This is a genomic window from Roseateles sp. GW821-FHT09H11 (assembly GCF_059415845.1).
Window position 1 is genome coordinate 250,178 of the sequence record NZ_JBWKOA010000003.1, and the last position, 21,673, is coordinate 271,850.

Consider the following 21,673-nt stretch of genomic DNA (forward strand, 5'->3'; position numbering starts at 1 on the left):
GCCCCACTCGCTTGCGCGAATGGGGCTTCAATTTTGGCTCCTCGACCTGGGCTCGAACCAGGGACCTACGGATTAACAGTCCGGCGCTCTACCGACTGAGCTATCGAGGAAAAGTCTGCTCAGATCCAATCGATCTGAATTCTTGGGCCAGCGTCTTCGGTCGGACACCGGCTGAAATAAAACGAAGGTCCGAAGACCTTCGTTGTCTGATCTTGGCTCCCCGACCTGGGCTCGAACCAGGGACCTACGGATTAACAGTCCGGCGCTCTACCGACTGAGCTATCGGGGATCAGAGCCTAAGAGTATACACAGAAAAATCAGACCCTCACAAGACCCACTCCACCGATGCGCGCCACGTGCGATTGGCGAGCGGGTACAGATAGACGTGACCGTACTGGTACGGCGACTCGCGCCACGCGCGACGGTCCGTCACGTTGTCCACGCCCACTCGCCAGATCAGCAGTTGCCGTCCGACGTTCTGCTCGTAGCGCGCGCCCAGGTCCAGTCGCGTCCAGCTCGGGATCGCCACCGAGTTGTCCGGCACCACCATCCGCTTGCCCTCGTAGACCACGCCCGCCAGCAGCTCAAGACCTGGCACGCCCGCGCTGTGCCGCGCCTGCAGCTTCAGCACCGTCTCCGGCACGTTCGTCGGCTTCAGGCCGTTGAGCGTCGCGTCCGCGCTGCCGTCGCGGCGCGCGTGCAGCTTCATGCCGCTCACCATCAGGCCGCCGCCCGTCCACTTCAGGTCGGCCTGGGCTTCCACGCCACGATGGTTCTGCTTGCCGTCGATGCGGCTCTCGAGTCTGTCCTCGCCGGCCACCACGACCGGCACATCGTTCGTCGCCGGCTTGCTGATGTCGAAGTAGTTGATCGACCAGTCCACCGTGCGGCTGCCCGACTTCAGACCGATCTCCCATTGCTTGCTGCGGATCGCCGCCAGCGGCCGGCCCGCATTCACGTAGATCGGCAGGTTGGGCGCGACCGCCGATTCGACGCCTTCGCCCCAGCTCGCATAGGCGAGCAACTGCGAGTCGATCGCGTAGCTCACGCCGAGCCACGGCGTCGTGACCGACTGGCGATAGCTCGTCGCTTCGTCGCTCTCGCCGGCGGGCACGTTCACCTTGAACGACTCGCGATCCAGACGCGTGTGCCGCACACCCAGCCAGCCCTGCCATCGCGCGCTGAACTGCATCGCGTCGCGGAAGTAGAACTCGGTGCTGCGCTCGGTGCGGTCCGTGTTGGTCGAACCCAGCGTCGGATCGGCCACCGTGGGCAGCGTGCCCCAGATGTTGCCGGTGCCCGCCCAGTTGTAGGCCTGGCCCTGCAGCCGGCTCTTGTAGCGCGAGAACAGCACGCCCGTCGACACCTGGTGCTCGATGCCCAGCAGGCTCAGCTTCCCTTGCGCCGACAGGTCGAGTGCATCGCTGTTGCGATGCTCGTTGTCGCTGCGGAAGTCGTATTGATCGAAGGTGCCGTCGGGGCAGTAGGTGCTCGGGTAATACGTGCCGTCGCCTGCGGTGCAGCCAAACGGATAGGCGAGGCGGTCATCGTTCACCAGCCGCTGGATCGCCGCGTGCGCCTGCAGCTTCCAATCCGCGTTCAGCTGATGCTGCACGCGCAGCGAAGCGGTGCGGCCCTCGAAGACCACCGGTTGGCTCCACGACTGGTTGTTCAGGTTGATGCGCGGGTCGATGGACTTCGCGTCGGGCAGCTTGTCGCCGAGCAGGCTGAAGCCGGGCTGGCTCGGCTGGGACTGGCGGCTGATCTCGACTTCCGCCTCGACCAGCGTGTCGCGCGTGACGCGCCAGTCGCCGGCGACGGCCATCATCCAGCGGTTGCCGTCGGCATCGCGCAGCTCAGGGCGCAGCTTGGCGGCCTCGATGTTGACGCGCAGGCCGAAGGCCTTGTCGTTGCCGTGACCGTCGCCGAAGCGGCGGCTCCAGTCCATCGCGGATTCGATCGTGCCGCGTTCGCTGACGCCCAGGCGCACGCTGGTGAGCTCCACCGTCGGGCGCTTCACGACCAGGTTGACCAGGCCGCCCGGGGCACTGGTGCCGGCCTGGATGCCGGTCGTGCCCTTGATGACTTCGAGGCTGCTCTTGTTGGCCAGCGACAGGGCGGTCTCGGCGTTGATCGGCAGGCCGTCGCGTCGGAAGTTGAAACGGTTGTCGAGGTCGTAGCCGCGGATCTTCAGATACGAGACGTAGCCCGCCGAGTTGTACGAGTTGCCCACGCTCGCGTCGAGCAACGTGAGTCCGGCGAGGCTGAACAGGCCGCGATCGGTGAGCTGCTCGGCGGTGACGATGCTCGTCTGGATCGGGAGCTTCGCGACCGGCGTGTCGCCGAAGCCGCCCACCATGACAGACGCTTCGGATGCGCCCTTGACGACGACGCTGGGCAGGGCGGGGGAGGTCGTCGATGCGTTGGTGGCTGGATTGGCCGACGCGTTGGCCGGAGCGGCGGGCGAGGTCGTCGACTGCGCAACGGCATGGACCGAGACGCCGCCGGCGATCAGCGCGATCGCGAGCCGATGCAGCGGGAAGGAATTCAGAGCGGACGAAGTTGCCATCGATGTGCCGAAGCCAGAAATGCGATGGCAGGTCGGCAAACCGGACACGCCGATGAGAAGGCGGCGTGCGGGACACGAGGCGTGTCGAAGGCATGCTTCCCTGCGCGAGGATTACCTCTGCCGCCCGAGGGCGGCATCGAAGTCCACCGTTGCCGGTGGCTTCAGAACAGGTTCAAAGGGACTTTCTCAGCCGCGCCGTCGACGGATCGATGGCGCAGCACCCCTAGCGAAACTCGCCGGACGGGCTGGCGAGTGGTGGTGATTCTAGTCGAGCATCACTGCCCGCATCGACGGCCAGGCCTGTCGCGCGCCGAGGGCCGTTCCCGTTTGTCCGCCGCCCATGCAGTTCACGCCGCCGCCGTGCAGCTTCGTCTCCTGCCGCTCGAAAGGCGGGGCCCCGATGACGACACTGACTCCATCGACACAGCCAACCCCTTCAGGAGATCGACATGAACGCCACCCGCCTCAGCATCACTTCCGCCACCAGCACCACTGTCAAGGCCGTCGCCTTCGGTGCCATCGCGGCGCTGGCTCTGGGCCTCGGGATCGCTCATGCACAAGGGCAGCGCGAGATGCGTGCGTCGATCGTCACGCTGGATCCGGTAGTGATCACCGTGAAGCGCGAACAGCTGCCCACGGTCTACATCACCGGCCGTCGCAGCGCCGACGCGGTCGACACGCAAGTCGCCTCGGCCGAGTGAACGTCCCAGGTCGCGCTGTATCGGTGGAGCGATCCACGGACTGACGCCCTTCGGTTCGCTCCCATGCAAGACGCCCGGCAATGCCGGGCGTCTTGCTTTGTGCCGGCGATTGTTGCGGCGATCACAACGGCCCGTTCCGACGCGGCCCGTTTATCCAGACGAGGCCCGCGCCTAACCTTCAGTCATCGGCAAACGAAGCCGGCCCAAGACCCCAGACACCCTGATCCAACGCTCTCTCAAAGGAAACCATCATGACCGCCAAGACCCTGATCGCTACCGCTCTGATCGCCCTGTCTGCCGCCGCCCTGCCGGCCTTCGCGCAGAGCTACAGCCACCTCGATCCGATCACGCAGAGCCAGAAGAGCCGCGCCGAAGTGCTGGCCGATCTGGAGATCTATCGTGAATCCGGCCTGGCCGCCGTGGACCGTACCGAGGACTTCGCCCTGAGCGCCAACCAACGCGCCCAGGCTGAAGCCCGCTACGCGGCGCTGAAGTCCTCGCCGAAGTACGCCGAACTGGTGCAGCGCTTCGCTGCCGAGGAAGGCAAGGGCGCCGTCACGGAAGGCGTGTCCGCCCGCTGAGCCTCGATCCAGCCCCCCGCAGCGCCGCCCGGACGCAGGTCCTGGCGGCGTTTCTCATTGAGAGCGTCCGATGGCGCTGTCCGTTTGTCCGCCGCAGATGCAGTTCACGCCGCCGCCGCGCAGCTTCGTCTCCTTGCGCTCGCAAGCATCCGGGTCGATGACGACACTGACTCCATCGACACAGCCAACCCCTTCAGGAGATCGACATGAACGCCACCCGCCTCGCCATCACTTCCGCCACCAGCACCACCGTCAAGGCCGTCGCCTTCGGTGCCATCGCGGCGCTGGCCCTGGGTCTCGGGATGGCTCATGCGCAAGGGCAACGCGAGATGCGCGCCTCGATCGTCACGCTGGATCCGGTGGTGATCAGCGTCAAGCGCGAACAGCTGCCGACTGTCTATATCACTGGCCGCCGCGATATGTCGGCTGATGCCATCCAGGTCGCTTCCGCCCAGTAAGCGCTGACGGTTGAGCTGTATCGATGGAGCAAGCCCCTGGCTGACGCTCCCCCAACGCCCGGCCCGTGCCGGGCGTTTTGCTTTCTGACTACCGGAAGCTTGTCTACTCGGTCTGGAGAAGTTCCAGCAGGGCTTCAAGGGCCTCGACGTGGTGCTCTTGAGTCAGGCTTTCGACGGGATGCTGCGCCAGCTGCGCGCGTATGCGCTCCAGCGATCCAGTGGGGGCCGTGTTGTCCTCAAGAATGGCGAAAGCCCCCATGGAGACTTCAAAGTTCCCCGTGAGGGCGAGAGACACGAGCGATTCCAGGTGCTCCGACTGATCGAAGGCCGACAACGCATGGACCAGCGTGCCGCGATGGTTAACGTTCTCTGGCCGATTGATGGCCCTCCACAGGACGGGGACCGCTCGCGCGTCGCCGCGGTCCATCAGTTCGAGCGCCGCCACATGGCGAACGCCGGCATCCGTGCTCTCAACCTGCTGGAGCAGGGTGTCGATGGATTTCACGGGCGTCACTCGCTGGCGCCACCCGCAGGCTGATGTAGCCGGATCTCCGAGTATCTTGGCCTGAAGGGGGCGCCGGCGACCTCCAGCGTCCCAAGGCCTCCGAGCTCTTGCACGCGATAACTCAGGAACTCAAACGGCATATCCGGGAACCTCCGTTCGAAGTCGTTCATCACCGTGGCGATGACACGAGCGACCTTCTGCCATCTGGTGCTGGATGCGGCCAGCAACAGCGCATCCACCTGAGACGCCTCGGCAGGTGTCAGCGCGCGCATTGACGCCAGTTCCTCGTCGGAGAGTGCGTCCCAAGGGTGTTGATCGTCGTCCAAGTCGGATGCCATGGTGAAGGTTATCGATGACAAGGGTACACGCCCTGATCGGCGCCACGCTCCAGCACCAGCGATTCGCCGGCCACTGGCCCGACCTGACGTACCGGCGCGGTTGAGCGCGGGCGATTGTTGCGGCGATCACAACGGCCCATTGCGACGGGGATCGTTTATCCAAACGGGGCCCGCACCTAACCTTCAGTCATCGGCAAACGACGCCGGCCAAAGACCCCAGACACCCCGATCCGACGCTCTCTCAAAGGAAACCATCATGACCGCCAAGACCCTGATCGCCACCGCCCTGATCGCCCTGTCCGCCGCTGCCGTGCCGGCCTTCGCGCAGAGCTACAGCCACCTCGACCCGATCACGCAGACCCAGAAGAGCCGTGCCGAAGTTCTGGCCGACCTGGCGATCTATCGTGAATCCGGTTTGGCCGCCGTGGACCGTACCGAGGACTTCGCCCTGAACGCCAACCAACGCGCCCAGGCTGAAGCGCGCTACGCGGCGCTGAAGTCCTCGCCGAAGTACGCCGAGCTGGTGCAGCGCTTCGCTGCCAAGGAAGGCAAGGGCGCCGTCGTCGAAGGCGTGTCCGCCCGCTGAGTCTTGAACCCGCCCCGATCGACGCCGTCAGGACGCAGGTCCTGGCGGCGTTTCCCACTGAAGGCGCCCGATGGCGCTTTCCGTTTGTCCGCCGCTGATGCAGTTCACGCCGCCGCCGCGCAGCTTCGTCTCCTGACGCTCGCAAGCAGCCGGGTCGATGACGACACTGACTCCATCGACACAGCAAACCCCTTCAGGAGAACGACATGACCACCGACCGCTTCCACATCGCTTCCGCCACCGAAACCACCGTCAAGGCTGTCCTCTTCGGCGCCGTGACCGCCGTGGTGCTCGGCCTGGGCATCGCCCACGCCGAAGGTCAGCGCGAGCTGCGCGCCTCGATCGTCACGCTGGATCCGGTGGTCATCACCGTCAAGCGCGAACAGCTGCCGACCGTGTACATCACCGGCCGCCGCGACACGTCGGCCGACGCCGTCCAGATCGCTTCGGCCCAGTAAGCCCTGACGGTTGCGCTGTAGCGATGGAGCAAGCCATCGGCTGACACAGCCCCTGACGCTCCCCACAAACGCCCGGCCCGTGCCGGGCGTTGTGCTTTCAGTCCTGTTGGGGGCGTGCCAGCCATTGGCATGTGGGCCGAGCTCGGGGTAATGGGTGTTTCGACAGCAGATGGCTTAAAACTTGATGCCGCCCGGGAGCAGGCGGAAGAACGTCCAGACCAGGAACGCGATCACCGGGATCACGATCGCATAGACGTTCAACACCTGTCGGCAGTTCAGCGGCACGGGCTCTGCGGCCACGGATTGTCCCGTGAGGCTGGCGCCGCTGCTGAGCAGATGCGAGTGATCCTGCGGGGCGCCATCATGGGGCGGAAAGACGCGCCATGAGCTGAGTGGCACCAGTGGCAGTCCGAGGAGGACGATCCACTTCGTCGTGATGTATCGGCCGCCGCGATCGTGCTCGCGTTCGCCGACGTACTTCGTCCCGGTCCCGTTGAATGTGGATGGCATCGGTCTTTTCTCCCTCACAAGAAATGCCCGCATAACGCGGGTCTGGCGGGGATTCTCTGGCATCCGGTGAGGGGCTCGGGGATCTAGGCTGGCCGCGTGAGCTCACGCGGCCAGCGCGAATCGATCGTCGACCTGGCCCAGCTTCATCGCCCGCCAACCGAGGCAGGCCAATGCCACGGTCCGAGGAACAGCCTTCGCCCCGCTGCGGTAGTACGCGACCATGCGACACGACATCCCCAAGGCGATGGCCGCAGTCTCCAGATCCAGCCCGTTCTCGTACATCCAACTGACGATGAACTCGTGGGAGATGCCGCCCGTCTGTTCGATGCCCATCGCGCGAAGGTTGTCGGCCGCGAGTTCCAACGCGCCATCCTCGTCCCAGACGACGGTGTCGTCGAACTCACCCAGGCGCGCTTTCATGAAGAGAGTCTGATCCTTCAACGGTTCGAGAGAGCGAAGCTTCGTGATGACGTCGACCAGATCGACCTCGAACTTCTCCCCGTCGGCGAAAGTCAGGAGCAACGACGCCCGTGGCGTCGGCGCGACGCTGGTCAGAGTGAACTGCGGTGTCTTCATGAATTCAGTTCCTTCCATGCCTTCATTAGCAAGGGCCGCTTGGTCTCTGCCCAGGCCAGCGCTTCCGACAAGGCAGCGCGGGGCACGTTTCCCGCGATCACTTTCAGATCCCTGATGGCCACAACTGCCTTGCTGCCGTCGTTGGCGCGGATATGGAAATGCGGTGGGAGGTGATCGTTGGCGTAGGCATCGTCCCCTTCTTGTTCCACCCCTGCATTGACCAATCACAAGCTTGCGCCTCCCACCAATGGGGGAGGGTGATTGACTGCCGCGACCTCGCCCGGTCCACTCCGCTCTCGGAGCGGAAAGAGGACTTCGGAAAAATCTGAGGGGTCGCCAGAAAATGCGACTGAACTCGATTGTTGACGAGTGAATTCAGATGAATACACTGGACTCGTCCCAACGCTTTCCGGCCCTCGACATGACTCCGAGCAGTTCGCCCCCCACCATGGAGCCCCTGTCGGCCCGCGTCCCGAGCGACCTCTACTTCTGGCTGTCGCAGCTGCAGGTCGAAGGCGCGGCCACCAACAGCGACAAGCTCCGCGTGCTGCTCGGCCAGCTCAAGCGGCAGCACGACGGCGCCTTCGACTACGTGACCGCCCATGCCTGGACCCGCGACCTGACGGCGCGGCTCCGTGAGTCGCTGGTCCGGGTCGAGAACGATTCCGGCCAGCATTCCGAAGTCGTCAGCCTGCTGCTCGACCACTTCGTGGGCGCGCTCGCGCTGGCCATCAGCCAGGCGCCCGCCGACGCCGACGAGGCCCGCAAGTTTGAGGAAGCGCTGGTGCGCCGCGCCTCCGCGCTGAGTGAAACGCTGCTCAGACAGGGTACGCCGCTCACCGCCTCCGCCTACGACCCGCAGGTCGTGCGCCGTCACCTGGGCAACACGCTCGAACTCGCCCATCCCCTGCAATCCGCTCCGCTCCCGAAAGGCAACTGAGATGACCGACTCCCTGAAGACCCGCGTCGGCCGCGTGATCGCCGGCGGCGTCCATGCCCTCCTTGATCGCATCGAGGACCAGGCTCCCGAGGCCACGATGGAGCAGTCGATCCGCGAGGCCGATGCCGTGATCGACGACGTGCGTCACGAGCTGGGCACCGTTTCCGCCAACCGGCATCTGTCCCAGCGCCAGCACGCCAACCTCAACCAGCTGCACGCGTCGCTGTCGTCGCAGATCGACGAGGCGATGACCGCCGGCCGCGAAGACCTCGCCCGCGCCGCGGTCGCTCGTCAGCTCGACATCGAGGCGCAACTGCCCGTGCTGGAGACCACGCTCGCCGAGCACGCCCGCCAGGAAAACGAGCTGACCGGCTTCGTCGCCGCCTTGCTTGCGAAGAAGCGCGAGATGCAGGACGCGCTCGCCGAATTCCGCAGGAGCCGCGCTGCCGCTGCCGCCACCGTGACGGCTCCTGCGGGCGTCGGCGCCGCCGCCGGTGCCGCCCACCGCATCGGCAAGGTCACCGACGCCTTCGACCGCGTCTACGAACGCCAGACGGGCCTGGCCGGCACCGCGCGCCAGAACAGCCTGCAGCAGGCCGCCCAGCTCAAGGAGCTGGACGACCTCGTCCGCGACAACAAGATCGCCGAGCGCATGGCGCAACTGAAGGCCACGAAGTCATGAGCCTGTTCACCGCGCCGCAGAACCTGCCGTTCGGCATCGGGTTCGCGCTGATCGTCGGTGTCGCGCTCGTCGAGGGCGCGGGCATGCTGATCTCGTTCAGCCCGAGCAACCTGATCGACGACTGGCTGCCCGACATCCATGGCGACAGCGCACTCGACCGCGTGCTCGGCTGGCTGCATCTGGGCAAGGTGCCGGCGCTCGTGCTGCTGCTGCTTTTCCTGACCGGCTACACGGTCTTCGGCTACAGCCTGCAGGTCGTGATGAACGGGCTCTTCGGCGGCTACCTGCCGGCCGCCGCCGCCGGCATCGCCGCCGTGCCCGCCGGACTGGCCACCGTCCGCGGCCTGGGCGCGCTGATCGCGCACATCATTCCGCAGGACGAGACCAGCGCCATCAGCGAGCAGAGCCTCGTCGGCCGGGTCGGTGTCGTCGTTGCCGGCGCCGCCCGCCGCGGCCTTGCCGCGCAGGCCAGGGTCAAGGACGTGCACGGTCGTTCGCACTACCTGATGGTCGAGCCCGATGTCGACGACGAGGTCTTCGAGGAAGGCGTGCAGGTGCTCATCGTCAGCAAGGTCGGCGCCTTCTACCGCTGCATCCACAACCCGCATCCGACGCTGATGTAGACCGTCGCCCGCCGCAACGAACGCCCGGCACGTTCCTCCGTTCCAGAGCGCCGGATCCACCGGCCCACCCGAATTCAAAGTTTCATCGAGGGAGCAAACAGTCCATGGACAACCTGATCGAGCTGCTGGTCATCTCCGGCATCGCCCTGCTGGCGCTGCTCACGATCGGCATCATCTTCGCGCGCCTCTACAAGCGCTCGACGAAGGAAACCGCCTTCGTCCGTACCGGTCTCGGCGGCCAGAAAGTGATCATGGACGGCGGCGCCATCGTGCTGCCGGTCTTCCACGAGCGCGTGCTGGTCAACATGAACACGCTCAAGCTCGAGGTCGTGCGTCGCGAGCGCGAGAGCTTGATCACCCGTGACCGCATGCGCGTCGACGTGACCGCCGCGTTCTTCGTCCGGGTGAAGCAGACGGAGGAAGCCGTGAGCATCGCCGCCCAGACGCTGGGTGCCCGCACGCTGAGCCCGAACGAGCTCAAGGCGCTGGTCGAAGACAAGTTCGTCGACTCGCTGCGCGCGACCGCCGCGACGATGTCGATCCAGGAGCTGCAGGACAAGCGCCGCGACTTCGTGCAGGCCGTGCAGAACGCCGTCGCCGAAGACCTGGAGAAGAACGGCCTGGAACTGGAGTCGGTCTCGTTGACCAGCCTGGACCAGACGGACAAGCAGTTCTTCAACCCGAACAACGCCTTCGATGCGGAGGGCCTGACGCGGTTGACCGAGCAGACCGAGGCGCGCCGCAAGCAGCGCAACGACGTCGAGCAGGACACCGAGGTGCAGGTCCGGACCAAGAACCTGGACGCCACGCGCCAGAAGCTGACGATCGACAAGGATCAAGAGTTCGCGAGCCTGGCGCAGCAGCGTGAGATCGAGATCACCCGCGCCGAGCAGGTCGCGTTGATCGCGTCGCAGCAGGCCGAGCGCGGCCGCCAGGCCGAAGCCGCCAAGATCGAGGCCGAACGTCAGGTGAGCCAGAAGCGCATCGAAGCCGATCGCGAGATCAAGTCGGCGGAGATCGAAAAGAATCTGGTCCTCCAGACCCGCGAGATCGAATTGGAGCGCAAGACCGAGATGCAGCGCGCCGAGCAGCGCAAGCAGGTCGAGATGGCGCGTCAGGACACGCAGATCGCGATCGCGACGAAGTCGCGCGAGCAGTCCGACGCGGACGCGGCCGCCAACCTGGCGCGCTCCGAGGCCGTGAAAGCAGAGGAACTCGTGAACACGGCGCGTCAGGTCGCGGTGGCGGAGCGGGAAAAGAGCATCCAGCTGATCGAGGCCTCGAAGGAAGCCGAACAACTGGCCATCGCGGTCCGCGTGTCGGCCTCCGCCGAGAAGGAGGCCGCGTTGGACCGCGCCGAGGCGCTGACCATCGAAGCCACGGCCAAGCAGGCCGCGGCGCTGGCGGAGGCCGAAGGTCGCCGCGCGATCAACGAAGCGCTGAACACCTTGTCTGCCGCTCAGATCGACCTGCAGGTCCGCACGATGCTGCTGCAGCAGCTGCCCAACATCCTGGAGCAGGCCGTGCGTCCGATGGAGAAGATCGACTCGATCCGCATCTTCCAGGTCAACGGCATGCCGGGTGCGGGCGGCGACGGCATAGGCGCGGCAAACGGCCAGGGCGCCCATGGCGCGGCCGGCGGCGCGACCTTCCCCGAACAGGTCATGAACTCGGCGCTGCAGTACCAGATCGCCAAGCCCATCGTCGACGCGGTGATGAAGGACGCGGGGCTGTCCAACGAAGGCATCACCGGCGTTGCGCAGTCGCTGGCCGGCATGCTCTCGCAGGGCAGTGGCGCGTTGCCGCACGCCGCGAAGCCGGCGATTGAAGGTCCGCAGGCCTGATCGAGAGCGGCGTGCCTTCACGGCGCGCCCGCTCACTCGATCGCGCGCTGGATCGACCGTGCGCTGTCAAGCAACAACAAAGGAAAAAGCCCGCAGGCATCGCCAGGCGGGCTTTCTTTCTGTCGGGGACCTGCGGTCCTGCGAGGTGGGACTCAGTCGAAATTCGGCGTCTCGACGCCCAGCACCTTGTGCAGCTTCGGGCTGGTGGTCGTGTACTGCAGGTGCACGCGCTTGTCCGGGTTGATGATCGGCATCGCGCCGAACGCGGCCAGCGCGGCCTCGTGGAAGCCCGACAGGATCAGCTTCTTCTTGCCCGGGTAGGTGTTGATGTCACCCACCGCGAAGATGCCCGGCACGCTGGTCTGGAACTTCTCGGTGTCGACCTGGATCTGCTTCTTCTCCAGCGCCAGACCCCATTCGGCGATCGGGCCCAGCTTCGGCGACAGGCCGAAGAACACCAGCACCTGATCCGCCGGCACGATGCGCGTCACGCCGTCCGCGCCCGTGACCTTCAGGCCCTTCAACGAATCCTCGCCCTCGTCCAGGTCGCTGACCTGGCCGACGATGAACTGCATCTCGTAGGCGTCGCACAGCTCTTTCATCTTGGCCACCGAGGCCGGCGCGGCCCGGAAGCCGTCGCGACGGTGCACCAGGATCACGCTCTCCGCCTTGTGCGGATTGCCATCGTCATTGGCCGCGCAGAAGTTCAGCGCCCAGTCCAGCGCCGAGTCGCCGCCGCCGATGATCACCAGGTTCTTGCCCGCGAACTGCGACGGGTTGCGCACGCGGTAATGGACCTGCGAGCCCTCGAACTTGTCGATGCCCTCGATCTTCAGCGTGCGGGGCTGGAACGAGCCCACGCCGCCCGCGATGAAGATGGTCTTGGTCAGGAACTGCGTGCCCTTGCTGGTCGCGACGAAGAAACGCCCGTCGTCCTGCTTCTCGACCGTCGTGACCTCCTGGCCCAGATGGAAGGTCGCGCCGAACGGCTCGATCTGCTTCATCAGGTTGTCGGTCAGCTCCTTGCCCGTCACCACCGGCAGCGCCGGGATGTCGTAGATCGGCTTGTCCGGGTACAGCTCGATGCATTGGCCGCCGGGATAGGCCAGCGAATCGATGATGTGGGCCTTGATCTCGAGCAGGCCCAGTTCGAACACCTGGAACAGGCCCACCGGGCCCGCGCCGACGATGACGGCATCGGTCTCGATCACGCCCGCGTGCGGGGCGGAGGTCGCTTCAGTCACTTGCGTTTCCATTCTTGTGTGGGGCGGCCGCCGGCAGGGTCCGACGCCGCGGGATGAGGGGATCGGTCAGCGGACCAGCTGATCGATCTTGCCCGTCTTGTCCTTCCACTCCTCGGCGTCCGGGAGCGGGGCCTTGCGCTTGGTGATGCTGGGCCACTTCTTCGCCAGGTCGGCGTTCAGCTTGATCATGATCTGCTGGTCGCCGGGCACGTCTTCCTCCGGCACGATCGCGTTCACCGGGCACTCCGGGATGCAGACCGCGCAGTCGATGCATTCATCGGGGTCGATGGTCAGGAAGTTCGGACCTTCGCGGAAGCAGTCGACGGGACAGACATCGACGCAATCGGTGTATTTGCAGCGAATGCAGGCTTCGGTGACGACGTGGGTCATGGCGGCTCTTCTAGTGGCGGGGCCGGCGGAGGGGCCCTCGAAAATCAGCGATCCCCTGGCTATCGGCGAGGTCGCGCTGACGGAAAACGGGAGATTTTAAACGTTCGGTGTTTGGACCAGGGATTCCGGCCCGCGCGGCTCAAGGTCTTGGCGTGAGGACGGCGTCGCGTAATCGCCCAGATCGGCACGCGGCGCCCCGGCCAGCGGGGCCGCGCCCGCCCCGACGATCACCACCGTCGGCCGCCCCTTGTGCAGCATCGACGCCGCGCCCAGCGACGCCACCTCGTGCTCGCTGGACAGCGCATCGGCGCAGCCCGCCCGCGACACGACGCTCACCGGCGTCGCGGCCTCCCAGCCCGCGGCGAGCAGCCGGCGGGAGAGGGCGGCCAACTGCTGTCCGGCCATGTAGAAGACTTCGGTGTCGGCGGACCTGCCGGCCTGGAGCTCGCCCTCGCGCGTCATCGCGGTCGTCAGCGCGACGCTGCGGCCCGCGCCGCGCCGCGTGAGCGGGCGCCCGGTCTGCGCCGCGGCCGCGATCGCGGCCGTGACGCCAGGGACGATCTCGTACGGAATGTCCGCTTCGGCCAGCGCCAGCAGTTCCTCCTCGAGGCGACCGAAGACGCTGGCATCGCCGCCCTTCAGGCGGACGACGGTGTCATGCGCCTTGGCCTCGCGGACCAGCGCGGCATTGATCGCCGTCTGCTTGGTGGAATGGCAGAAGCCGCGCTTGCCGACGTCGAGCCACTTCGCCTGCGGCGCGAGGTCGCGCAGCGCGGGGTCGGTGAGCGCGTCGAAGAGCACGACGTCCGCCAGCGCGAGCGCCCTCGCGCCGCGCAGCGTGATCAGGTCGGCGGCGCCGGGGCCGGCGCTGACGAAGAGGACACGTCCCATGGCGGTGGCTCCTGGCGGTCGTTCGGGGTGGACGAGGTCAGCGGACCAGCAGCGCGCCGCTGGTGCGGTTGCTGGTGGGATCCACGACGATCAGCGCGCCGCCGACGCGGTTGTCCGCGTACGGCTGCAGCGGCAGCTCGGCCTGCAGCTCGATGGTGACGTGGCCGATCTCGTTGACCGACAGCTCATGCGCCTCGGTCTCGGCCAGCGTCTGGATGTCGAGCCGGTGGTCGATGGCGGCGATGCGGGCCTGGACCCAGCGGTTGCCGTGGCGCACCCAGTACTTGCGGCCGAGGACGGCGGGCTCGGTGTCGAGCCAGGCCAAGGTGGCTTCGAAGGTGCGCCGGGGCGTGGCCGCGCCCGGGGCGACGATCCAGTCGCCGCGCGAGACATCGACCTGGCGGTCCAGCAGCAGGCCGGCCGATTCGCCGGCGACCGAGGCGGCCACCGGCTCGCCAGCGCGGCGCAGCTCGCCCACGATGGCGGTCTGGCCGCTCGGCAGGATCTGCACTTCATCGCCGACCTGCACCTGGCCTTGCGCGATCCGGCCCCACAGCACGCGCGGGTTGTTGCCGGTGCCGTCGCCGTCCTTGGCCACGTACTGGACCGGCAGCGCCAGCGGCGCCTCGACCGTTTCCTGCACCGTCGGCAGCGACTCCAGCACCTGCAGCAGCGACGGGCCGTCGTACCAGTCCGCTTTGAGCGGCTGCGTCACGTTGTCACCGCGCAGCGCCGAGACCGGCACGATCGCAGTCACGCGGATGCCGGCGGCCGACGCGAATTTCTCCAGCGCGGCCGAGACCTTGCGGAACGCGTCGCCCGGATTCGCGGCGGCGTCGATCTTGTTGATCGCGAAGACGATGCCCGGCACGCGCAGCAGGTGCGCGAGCAGGCTGTGGCGGCGCGTCTGCGGCAGGAGCGGGACGTCGTCGACCGACAGGTCCAGCTTGGTCACGTCGACCAGCACCACGGCGGCATCGCTGCCCGCGGCGGCGGTGACCATGTTGCGCGTGTACTGCTCATGGCCCGGCGCGTCGGCAATGATGAACTTGCGCTGCTTGGTCGCGAAGTAGCGGTAGGCCACGTCGATCGTGATGCCCTGTTCGCGCTCGGCCTCGAGGCCGTCGGTCAGCAGGCTCAGATCGATCGGCTGGCCGGCGGCGCGCTTGGCCAGCGTGTCGAGCTGGTCGGCGAGGATCGCGCGGCTGTCGAAGAGCAGGCGCCCGATCAGCGTGCTCTTGCCGTCGTCGACGCTGCCGGCGGTGAGGAAGCGCAGCGCGCGGTGCGTCGTGTCGACGTCGGATTGCTGAATCTTGTGAAGGACGGTCATCGGGACTCCTGCCGGGCCGCCCCAAAGGAGGCCCGCGCCCCCTCGGGGGGCAGTGAACGAAGTGAACGTGGGGGCTGCGTCATTTCAGAAGTAGCCCTCCTTCTTGCGACGTTCCATCGACGCATCCGAGGTGCGGTCGTCCATGCGCGTGGCACCACGCTCGGACACGGTGACCGACAGCGTCTCGGCGACGATGTCGGCGGCATTGGCGGCGGGGCTCTCGACCGGGCAGGTGCAGGTCATGTCGCCGACGGTGCGGAAACGCACCTGCGCCGTCTCGACGGTCTCGCCGGCTTCGGGCGGGGTCACGTCGGTCAGCGGCACCAGCAGGCCCTTGCGACGGATCACCTGGCGGTCGTGCGCGAAGTACAGCGACGGCAGCGGGATGTTCTCGCGGGCGATGTAGAGCCACACATCCAGCTCGGTCCAGTTGCTGATCGGGAAGGCGCGGAAGTGCTCGCCCGGACGGATGCGGGTGTTGAAGAGGTTCCACAGCTCGGGCCGCTGCTCCTTCGGCTGCCATTGGCCGAAACTGTCGCGGTGGCTGAAGATGCGCTCCTTGGCGCGCGCCTTCTCCTCGTCGCGGCGGGCGCCGCCGATCAGCACGTCGAAGCGGTGTTCCTCGATCGTCTCCAGCAGCGTCACCGTCTGGTGGCCGTTGCGCGATTCCAGCGGATGCGCCAGGCGGATCGTGCCCTTCTTGATGGAATCTTCCAGGTGGCCGACGACCAGGCGCTCGCCCATTTCCTCGACGCGGCGGTCGCGGAACTCGATCACTTCCGGGAAGTTGTGGCCGGTGTCCACATGGACCAGCGGGAAGGGCAGCTTGCCGGCGAACTCGTTGCCGGCGATGCGGCGCTTGAAGGCCTTCTCGGCCAGTCGCAGCACGACGCACGAATCCTTGCCGCCCGAGAACAGCAGGGCGGGGCGCTCGAAGGCGGCGGCCACCTCGCGCAGGATGAAGATGGCCTCTTCTTCGAGGTGGTCCAGATGGCGGTGGTCCGCCAGCGGCAGCAGTTGTTCGAGGTTCACGGGGGCGTTCATGCCGGGGCTCCGGAGGTCGCGTTCAACGTCGGGGGGGACGCTTCGGGTTCAGATGCGGTGTCAGGCTCGGCGTGCGTGGTGTGCAGGCCGCATTCCTTGGCGGAGTCCTCCCACCACCAGCGGCCGGCGCGGAAGTCCTCGCCGACGGCGATCGCGCGGGTGCAGGGCGCGCAGCCGATGCTGGGCATGAACTGGTCATGCAGCGGGTTGTAGGGGACCACGTGCTGCTGCACGTAGTACCAGACGTCGGCCCAGGTCCACTCGGCCAGCGGATTGATCTTGGTGCGGACCTGGCCGTCGCCAGTCGTTTCGGTTTCGCGGAACGGGACCTCGGCGCGGTTGGCGCTCTGCTCGCGGCGCAGGCCGGTGATCCACGCGCTGCGGCCGGCCAGCATGCGCGACAGCGGCTCCAGCTTGCGCACGCCGCAGCAAGCCTTGCGGAGGTCGACGCTGCGGTACATCGGTTCCTCGCCGTTGGCGCGGACGAAGTGGACGACCTGCTCGTTCACCGGCGCGAAGACTTCCACCGCGATGCCGTAGCGTTCATGGATGCGCGGGATCAGCGCCAGCGTCTGCTCGTGCAGCTTGCCGGTGTCCAGCGTCGCCAGCGCGATGGGCAGGCCGTGGCGCGCGATCAGATCGGTGATGACCATGTCCTCGACGCCCAGCGAGGTCGACTGCAGCGCGCCCGGACCGAAGTCCGCCGCGGCCTGCTTCAGGACCTCGACCGTGCGCGCGACGCGTTCGTCGAAGCCGGCGGTCTTGCGGGCATAGAGGCCGATGGCCGAGCCGACGCCCGCATCGGCGGCGCCGGGCAGCGCGGACACGCCGCTCGACGGGGTACCGGAGGCGCCGCCGATCGGCGCGAAGTCCAGCGAAGACAGCTCGCCGCTCATGCTCAGGCCTCGGCCTTGTGCCCCTGGCGGGCGAACAGCGGGCGCGTCTCGTTGACGTCCGCCTGGTAGTGGCCGGGGAAGAAGCCGAGCGCGCGCTCGGCCGCTTCCTGGTTCTGATCGCCGCGCAGCTGGACCGCATCGACGCCGCAGCGCTGCAGCAGCGGCAGCATGTCGACGAGGACTTCGCCGGTCGCGCGCACCTCGCCGGCGTAACGCAGCCGCGAGCGCAGCACATGCGCCTGGCTGTAGGCGCGGCCGTCGACCCACTTCGGGAACTGCAGCACGACCAGCGCGAGGCGCGGCAGGTCGGTCTTCAGGTCGAGCACGTCGATGTCGTTGGGCAGGATCACGCCGGTGGCCAGGCCTTCCGGCCAGGTGTCGCGCACGGCGTGCCACTGCTCCAGCGTCAGCAGCTTGTGGTCGGCGGCGGCGGGGTGCGGCTGCGGGCCGTCCTCGCCCGCGCAGGTGTGCCAGGGGTCTTGGGCCTTGGAGACGAACTTCATGATGCGGCGGCGGTCCGTGTTCGGGGTCAGTGCTTGGCGGTGGTGCGGCGGATCTCGTTGGTCGCCTGCTTGAAGGCGTCCAGGCCGATGCGGCGGACCGTCTGGAGGAAGCGTTCGCCGGCCTCGCGCTCGCGGCGGTAGGTGGCGATCACGGCTTCGACCGCGTCGGCCGCCTCATCGGCGGCGAAGGACGGACCGATCACCTTGCCCGGCACCGCGGTGCCCGACAGCGTCGAGCCGTCCGAGCCCCCCAGCGTGATCTGGTACCACTCGCTGCCGTCCTTGTCGACGCCGAGCACGCCGATGTGCCCGCTGTGGTGGTGACCGCAGCTGTTGATGCAGCCGCTGATGTGCAGGTCGATGTCGCCGATGTCCCAGAGCTCGTCCAGGTCCTGGAAGCGGTCGGTGATCTCCGCCGCGACCGGGATCGAGCGCGCGTTGGCCAGCGCGCAGAAGTCGCCGCCGGGGCAGACGATCATGTCGGTCAGCAGGCCGATGTTGGGCGTGGCGAAACCGTGTTCCTTGGCGGCCTCGAAGAGCGCGGGCAGGTCGCTCTCGCGCACCCAGGGCAGCAGCAGGTTCTGGTCGTGAGAGACGCGCAGCTCGCCGTGGCTGTACGCGTCGGACAGCGCGGCGGCCGCGTCCATCTGCGCGTCGGTGATGTCGCCCGGCGGCAGGCCGACGCGCTTGAGCGACAGCGTGACCGACCGGTAGCCGCTGACGCGGTGCGCGTGGACGTTGCGCTCCAGCCAGCGGCGGTAGGCCGGCGAGGCGCCGTCGAAGATGTCGACGCCCGGCACCGGGGTCACGCCCTGCGGCTCGACGAAGCTGGCGGCGACGCGCGCCAGTTCGGCCTCGGGGATGATCTGTTCGTGGCTGCCGGTGTCGTCGCTCAGGATGGCCTGGTACTCGGCGTTGACCGCGTCGAAGTAGGCCTGGCCCTCGGCCTTCACCAGGATCTTGATGCGCGCCTTGTACATGTTGTCGCGGCGGCCGAAGCGGTTGTAGGTGCGCACGATCGCCTCGAGGTACAGCAGGATGTGCTGCCACGGCACGAAGGGGCTGATCTCCTGGCCGATGATCGGCGTGCGGCCCATGCCGCCGCCGACGAAGACCTGGAAGCCGATCTCGCCGGCGTCGTTCTTGCGCAGTTGCAGGCCGATGTCGTGCCATGCGATCGCGGCGCGGTCTTCCTTCGCGCCGGAGATCGCGATCTTGAACTTGCGCGGCAGGAAAGCGAATTCCGGATGCAGCGTCGACCACTGGCGCAGCACCTCGGCATAGGGGCGCGGATCGATCAGCTCGTCCGCGGCCACGCCGGCGGTGACGTCGCTGGTGATGTTGCGGATGCAGTTGCCGCTGGTCTGGATGCCGTGCATGTCGACATCGGCCAGCAGGTCCATCACATCGGCCGACTGCGGCAGCGGGATCCAGTTGAACTGCAGGTTCTGGCGCGTGGTGAAGTGGCCGTAGCCGCGGTCATGCTCACGGGCGATGCGCGCGAGCTGGCGCAACTGGCGGCTGTCCAGCACCCCGTACGGCACGGCGATGCGCAGCATCGGCGCATGGCGCTGGATGTACCAGCCGTTCTGCAGGCGCAGCGCGCGGAAGTCGTCGTCGGGAAGCTGACCCGCCAGATGGCGTTCGAGCTGGTCGCGGAACTGGGCCGCGCGGGCGTGGACGAACTGGCGGTCGAAATCGGTATAGGCGTACATGGCGTCAGCTAGGGCCCGGCCGGGTTTCACAGGGGTCCCCGCCGCGTCGACTGACACCGCGGCTGGCCCAGGGCTGGCCGGGAGTCTGCACTCTATGAACGCTTTATATATATGAGAACTACAAATTCGTAGATTGCTTATGGCCAGATAAGCATATGAAGAATCCTGCAAAGGGCAGGACTCGGCTTGATTTCCTCCCGCAGAGGCGGGGGAGAGGGAGGGTGAGGGGCGGGATTGGCGGCGCCAGGCCGCGCTCAGTCCCGCGCCAGCCGGCTCAGGGCCTCGATCTGATCGGCGATCCGCGGCGGCAGCGGCTCGGTGCCGGCCAGGATCGCGCGGATGAAGGCGGCATTGGCGGCGGGCTCGCAGGCGGTCGAGAGCGGCCAGTCCAGATCCTCGTTGCTTGCCGGGTTGAGATCCAGGCCTTGCCCGTTCGCGAAGCCTTGCAGGTGGGCCTTGCGCCGGAGGTGCAGGTAAGCCTCGCCCTCGCTGGCCCGCATGAGGAGGGCGCGGCCGTCGTCGGCGCTGAGCCGCGGCAGCGCCTGGCCCATGCTGTCCACGTATTCCGGATGGGTCACCGCGACGACGCGCACGCTGCGACCCGGCAGCGGATCCAGCAGCTTGGCGACGCTGTGGCTGCTGTTGCGCAAGCCCATGCGGGGGCGCAAGGCCATCATGGCGTCCAGGCCGGGATGAAGGACGTCGGTCGGCAGGATCGCCAGGCGGTGCGAAGCCAGGCGCTGGCCGGCTTCGGTCACGTTCCGGGCGACGGGAAGTTGCAGGGCCTCGAAGAGTTCGAACGGACTGATGCGGCTGTCGAAGTCGTGCCGGCCGTGGATCAGCACCGGGATGCCGTCGCGCGCCAGCAGCATCGCCACCAGCGGCATCAGGTTGGCCTGCTTGCGTGCGCCATTGAAGGTCGGCAGCACGACGGTCCGGGGGCCGTCTGGCGCGTCCACGCGGGCCGCGCCGGCCTGCATGGCCTCGACGAAACCCAGCAGTTCATCGAGGCTCTCACCCTTGATGCGCATCGCGATCAGGATGGCGCCGCGCTCCAGGTCCGGCACGGTGCCGTCCAGCAGCGCGGCGAACAGCGTGCGTGCCTGCTCGCGCGTCAGGTCGCGGGCGCCACGAGCGCCTCGGCCGATTTCCTTGAGGAGGGGGGCGTAGTCCATGCGTCCTTCCGGTGAGGGACGCAGTTTAAGAGGGCCGCCCGGAGGCCCGCCGGGACGCCTGTCGCGGTCTCGGCGACGGGCGTCAGGTCCAGTTCGCCGAACAGGTCCTTCGGGTCGTCCATCTCGGGCACCAGCGCGAGCTCGCGACCCAGGCCGAGGGCCTCGGCGCGGTCGCCCAACCAGCGCAGCGTCGCGAAGTCCTCGAGCGCGAAGCCGACCGAATCGAAGACGGTGACCTCGTCGGCGCTGCGCCGGCCGGCCGCCTCGCCGCGCAGCACGCGCCAGAACTCGGTGACCGCGAAGTCCGCCGGCATCTGTTGCACGTCGCCTTCGATGCGCGACTGGGGCTCGTACTCGACGAACACGTTGGCTCGTGCCAGGACGTCGCGATGCAGCTCGGTCTTGCCGGGGCAATCGCCGCCCACGCCGTTCACGTGCATGCCGGGCTCGATCATGTCGGGCGTCACGATGGTCGCGTTGCGCTTGTCGGCCGTCACCGTCGTGACGATGTCGGCACCGCGCACGGCCTCGGCGGTGTCGCGGCAGCGGATCAGCGTCAGCCCGTCGATGCGCGACAGGTGACGGACGAGCTTGTCGGTCGCGGCCGGGTCGACGTCGAAGAGGCGGATCTCATCGATGCCCAGCAGGTGGTGGAAGGCCAGCGCCTGGAACTCGCTCTGCGCGCCGTTGCCGATCAAGGCCATCTTGCGCGAGCCGGGTCGTGCCAGGTGTTGCGCGACCAGCGCGGAGGTGGCCGCGGTGCGCAGCGCCGTGCTGAGCGTCAGCTCCGACAGCAGCCGCGGCGTGCCGGTCGCGACGTCGGCGAGCACGCCGAAAGCCATCACGGTGGGCAGGCCCACGAGGTGGTTTTTGGGGTGGCCGTTGACGTACTTGAAGCTGTAGAGCGAGGCGTCGGAGATCGGCATCAGCTCGATCACGCCGTCGTCCGAGTGGTTGGCGACACGGGCGCTCTTGTCGAACTGGCTCCATCGGACGTAGTCGTCGGCGATGTAGCGGGCGAGGGTCTGGAAGCTCTGGGCGATGCCGTCGTGCCGGACGACGCGGGCGACGTCGGGCGTGAGGAGGAGGCGGGTCGTCATCGGCAGTCTCATGG

The 21,673-nt window shown here is 67.4% G+C and carries 25 protein-coding genes and 2 tRNA genes; 9 read left to right on the forward strand and 18 right to left on the reverse strand.

The annotated features are described in order from the left end of the window. Nucleotides 1–34 precede the first annotated feature (34 nt). From AC07PR_RS11890 to AC07PR_RS11900, 3 genes are all read right to left on the reverse strand, one after another. Nucleotides 35–110: transfer RNA gene (locus tag AC07PR_RS11890), tRNA-Asn, on the reverse strand. Nucleotides 111–213: 103 nt separating this feature from the next. Further along, nucleotides 214–289: transfer RNA gene (locus AC07PR_RS11895), tRNA-Asn, on the reverse strand. Between the two features lie 36 nt (nucleotides 290–325). After that, the gene (locus tag AC07PR_RS11900) at nucleotides 326–2,569 is read right to left on the reverse strand and encodes a TonB-dependent siderophore receptor (protein WP_495135430.1); all 2,244 of its coding nucleotides are present in this window, start codon (nucleotides 2,567–2,569) and stop codon (nucleotides 326–328) included. A gap of 449 nt (nucleotides 2,570–3,018) precedes the next feature. Here AC07PR_RS11900 and AC07PR_RS11905 point away from each other — a divergent pair, with 449 nt between their 5' ends. From AC07PR_RS11905 to AC07PR_RS11915, 3 genes are all read left to right on the forward strand, one after another. Then, nucleotides 3,019–3,270, forward strand: coding sequence for a hypothetical protein (locus AC07PR_RS11905; RefSeq protein WP_331615332.1), 252 nt, complete (start codon nucleotides 3,019–3,021; stop codon nucleotides 3,268–3,270). A gap of 251 nt (nucleotides 3,271–3,521) precedes the next feature. Beyond that, complete coding sequence (locus AC07PR_RS11910; protein WP_495135431.1) at nucleotides 3,522–3,851, forward strand: DUF4148 domain-containing protein; 330 nt, start codon at nucleotides 3,522–3,524, stop codon at nucleotides 3,849–3,851. 206 nt (nucleotides 3,852–4,057) lie between these two features. Next, nucleotides 4,058–4,309, forward strand: coding sequence for a hypothetical protein (locus tag AC07PR_RS11915; protein ID WP_495135432.1), 252 nt, complete (start codon nucleotides 4,058–4,060; stop codon nucleotides 4,307–4,309). A gap of 103 nt (nucleotides 4,310–4,412) precedes the next feature. Here AC07PR_RS11915 and AC07PR_RS11920 read toward each other — a convergent pair whose 3' ends face one another. Both AC07PR_RS11920 and AC07PR_RS11925 read right to left on the reverse strand, forming a co-directional pair. Then, complete coding sequence (locus tag AC07PR_RS11920; RefSeq protein WP_495135433.1) at nucleotides 4,413–4,814, reverse strand: HEAT repeat domain-containing protein; 402 nt, start codon at nucleotides 4,812–4,814, stop codon at nucleotides 4,413–4,415. A gap of 5 nt (nucleotides 4,815–4,819) precedes the next feature. After that, the gene (locus AC07PR_RS11925) at nucleotides 4,820–5,152 is read right to left on the reverse strand and encodes a DUF3658 domain-containing protein (RefSeq protein WP_495135434.1); all 333 of its coding nucleotides are present in this window, start codon (nucleotides 5,150–5,152) and stop codon (nucleotides 4,820–4,822) included. 256 nt (nucleotides 5,153–5,408) lie between these two features. Between AC07PR_RS11925 and AC07PR_RS11930 the strand changes: the two genes are divergently transcribed. Both AC07PR_RS11930 and AC07PR_RS11935 read left to right on the forward strand, forming a co-directional pair. After that, nucleotides 5,409–5,738: a DUF4148 domain-containing protein gene (locus AC07PR_RS11930; protein WP_495135435.1), complete on the forward strand. Its 330-nt coding sequence runs from the start codon at nucleotides 5,409–5,411 to the stop codon at nucleotides 5,736–5,738. Between the two features lie 206 nt (nucleotides 5,739–5,944). Then, nucleotides 5,945–6,196 (forward strand): hypothetical protein, encoded by a 252-nt coding sequence (locus AC07PR_RS11935; RefSeq protein ID WP_495135436.1) that lies wholly within the window; start codon nucleotides 5,945–5,947, stop codon nucleotides 6,194–6,196. A 174-nt stretch (nucleotides 6,197–6,370) separates the two neighbouring features. Here AC07PR_RS11935 and AC07PR_RS11940 read toward each other — a convergent pair whose 3' ends face one another. From AC07PR_RS11940 to AC07PR_RS11950, 3 genes are all read right to left on the reverse strand, one after another. Beyond that, nucleotides 6,371–6,706 carry a hypothetical protein gene (locus tag AC07PR_RS11940; protein ID WP_495135437.1) on the reverse strand — a complete coding sequence of 112 codons (336 nt, stop codon included), beginning with the start codon at nucleotides 6,704–6,706 and terminating at the stop codon, nucleotides 6,371–6,373. Between the two features lie 102 nt (nucleotides 6,707–6,808). Beyond that, nucleotides 6,809–7,282, reverse strand: coding sequence for a DUF2442 domain-containing protein (locus AC07PR_RS11945; RefSeq protein WP_495135438.1), 474 nt, complete (start codon nucleotides 7,280–7,282; stop codon nucleotides 6,809–6,811). After that, the gene (locus AC07PR_RS11950; RefSeq protein ID WP_495135439.1) at nucleotides 7,279–7,491 is read right to left on the reverse strand and encodes a DUF4160 domain-containing protein; all 213 of its coding nucleotides are present in this window, start codon (nucleotides 7,489–7,491) and stop codon (nucleotides 7,279–7,281) included. The genes AC07PR_RS11945 and AC07PR_RS11950 overlap by 4 nt, the downstream gene beginning before the upstream one ends. A gap of 239 nt (nucleotides 7,492–7,730) precedes the next feature. Here AC07PR_RS11950 and AC07PR_RS11955 point away from each other — a divergent pair, with 239 nt between their 5' ends. The 4 genes from AC07PR_RS11955 (at nucleotide 7,731) to AC07PR_RS11970 (ending at nucleotide 11,371) form a co-directional block, all read left to right on the forward strand. Then, the gene (locus AC07PR_RS11955; protein WP_377161198.1) at nucleotides 7,731–8,222 is read left to right on the forward strand and encodes a hypothetical protein; all 492 of its coding nucleotides are present in this window, start codon (nucleotides 7,731–7,733) and stop codon (nucleotides 8,220–8,222) included. Nucleotide 8,223: 1 nt separating this feature from the next. Continuing rightward, nucleotides 8,224–8,904, forward strand: coding sequence for a PspA/IM30 family protein (locus AC07PR_RS11960; RefSeq protein WP_495135440.1), 681 nt, complete (start codon nucleotides 8,224–8,226; stop codon nucleotides 8,902–8,904). Further along, nucleotides 8,901–9,527, forward strand: a complete 627-nt coding sequence (locus tag AC07PR_RS11965; protein WP_377161202.1) for a YqiJ family protein — start codon at nucleotides 8,901–8,903, stop codon at nucleotides 9,525–9,527. The genes AC07PR_RS11960 and AC07PR_RS11965 overlap by 4 nt, the downstream gene beginning before the upstream one ends. A 104-nt stretch (nucleotides 9,528–9,631) precedes the next feature. After that, nucleotides 9,632–11,371: a flotillin family protein gene (locus AC07PR_RS11970; protein ID WP_495135441.1), complete on the forward strand. Its 1,740-nt coding sequence runs from the start codon at nucleotides 9,632–9,634 to the stop codon at nucleotides 11,369–11,371. Between the two features lie 152 nt (nucleotides 11,372–11,523). On the opposite strand, the gene AC07PR_RS11975 is transcribed toward AC07PR_RS11970, so the two are convergent. The 10 genes from AC07PR_RS11975 to ocd form a co-directional block, all read right to left on the reverse strand. Beyond that, nucleotides 11,524–12,615: an NAD(P)/FAD-dependent oxidoreductase gene (locus AC07PR_RS11975; RefSeq protein WP_377161206.1), complete on the reverse strand. Its 1,092-nt coding sequence runs from the start codon at nucleotides 12,613–12,615 to the stop codon at nucleotides 11,524–11,526. A gap of 66 nt (nucleotides 12,616–12,681) precedes the next feature. Beyond that, nucleotides 12,682–13,005 (reverse strand): ferredoxin FdxA, encoded by a 324-nt coding sequence (fdxA, locus tag AC07PR_RS11980; RefSeq protein ID WP_297529664.1) that lies wholly within the window; start codon nucleotides 13,003–13,005, stop codon nucleotides 12,682–12,684. A gap of 96 nt (nucleotides 13,006–13,101) precedes the next feature. After that, on the reverse strand, nucleotides 13,102–13,896 hold the full coding sequence (gene cobA / locus AC07PR_RS11985) for a uroporphyrinogen-III C-methyltransferase (protein WP_495135442.1): 795 nt from the start codon (nucleotides 13,894–13,896) through the stop codon (nucleotides 13,102–13,104). 37 nt (nucleotides 13,897–13,933) lie between these two features. Further along, nucleotides 13,934–15,226, reverse strand: coding sequence for a sulfate adenylyltransferase subunit 1 (locus AC07PR_RS11990; protein WP_495135443.1), 1,293 nt, complete (start codon nucleotides 15,224–15,226; stop codon nucleotides 13,934–13,936). Between the two features lie 84 nt (nucleotides 15,227–15,310). Continuing rightward, on the reverse strand, nucleotides 15,311–16,270 hold the full coding sequence (gene cysD / locus AC07PR_RS11995) for a sulfate adenylyltransferase subunit CysD (RefSeq protein WP_495135444.1): 960 nt from the start codon (nucleotides 16,268–16,270) through the stop codon (nucleotides 15,311–15,313). Next, the gene (locus AC07PR_RS12000; protein WP_495135445.1) at nucleotides 16,267–17,166 is read right to left on the reverse strand and encodes a phosphoadenylyl-sulfate reductase; all 900 of its coding nucleotides are present in this window, start codon (nucleotides 17,164–17,166) and stop codon (nucleotides 16,267–16,269) included. The genes cysD and AC07PR_RS12000 overlap by 4 nt, the downstream gene beginning before the upstream one ends. Before the next feature lie 2 nt (nucleotides 17,167–17,168). After that, nucleotides 17,169–17,669 (reverse strand): DUF934 domain-containing protein, encoded by a 501-nt coding sequence (locus AC07PR_RS12005; RefSeq protein WP_495135446.1) that lies wholly within the window; start codon nucleotides 17,667–17,669, stop codon nucleotides 17,169–17,171. Nucleotides 17,670–17,695: 26 nt separating this feature from the next. Next, nucleotides 17,696–19,384, reverse strand: a complete 1,689-nt coding sequence (locus AC07PR_RS12010; RefSeq protein WP_377161218.1) for a nitrite/sulfite reductase — start codon at nucleotides 19,382–19,384, stop codon at nucleotides 17,696–17,698. A 254-nt stretch (nucleotides 19,385–19,638) separates the two neighbouring features. After that, nucleotides 19,639–20,559 carry a DNA-binding protein YbiB gene (ybiB, locus tag AC07PR_RS12015; protein WP_495135447.1) on the reverse strand — a complete coding sequence of 307 codons (921 nt, stop codon included), beginning with the start codon at nucleotides 20,557–20,559 and terminating at the stop codon, nucleotides 19,639–19,641. Then, nucleotides 20,499–21,659, reverse strand: a complete 1,161-nt coding sequence (gene ocd, locus AC07PR_RS12020; RefSeq protein ID WP_495135448.1) for an ornithine cyclodeaminase — start codon at nucleotides 21,657–21,659, stop codon at nucleotides 20,499–20,501. Before ocd ends, ybiB begins: the two co-directional genes overlap by 61 nt. Nucleotides 21,660–21,673: the final 14 nt, after the last annotated feature.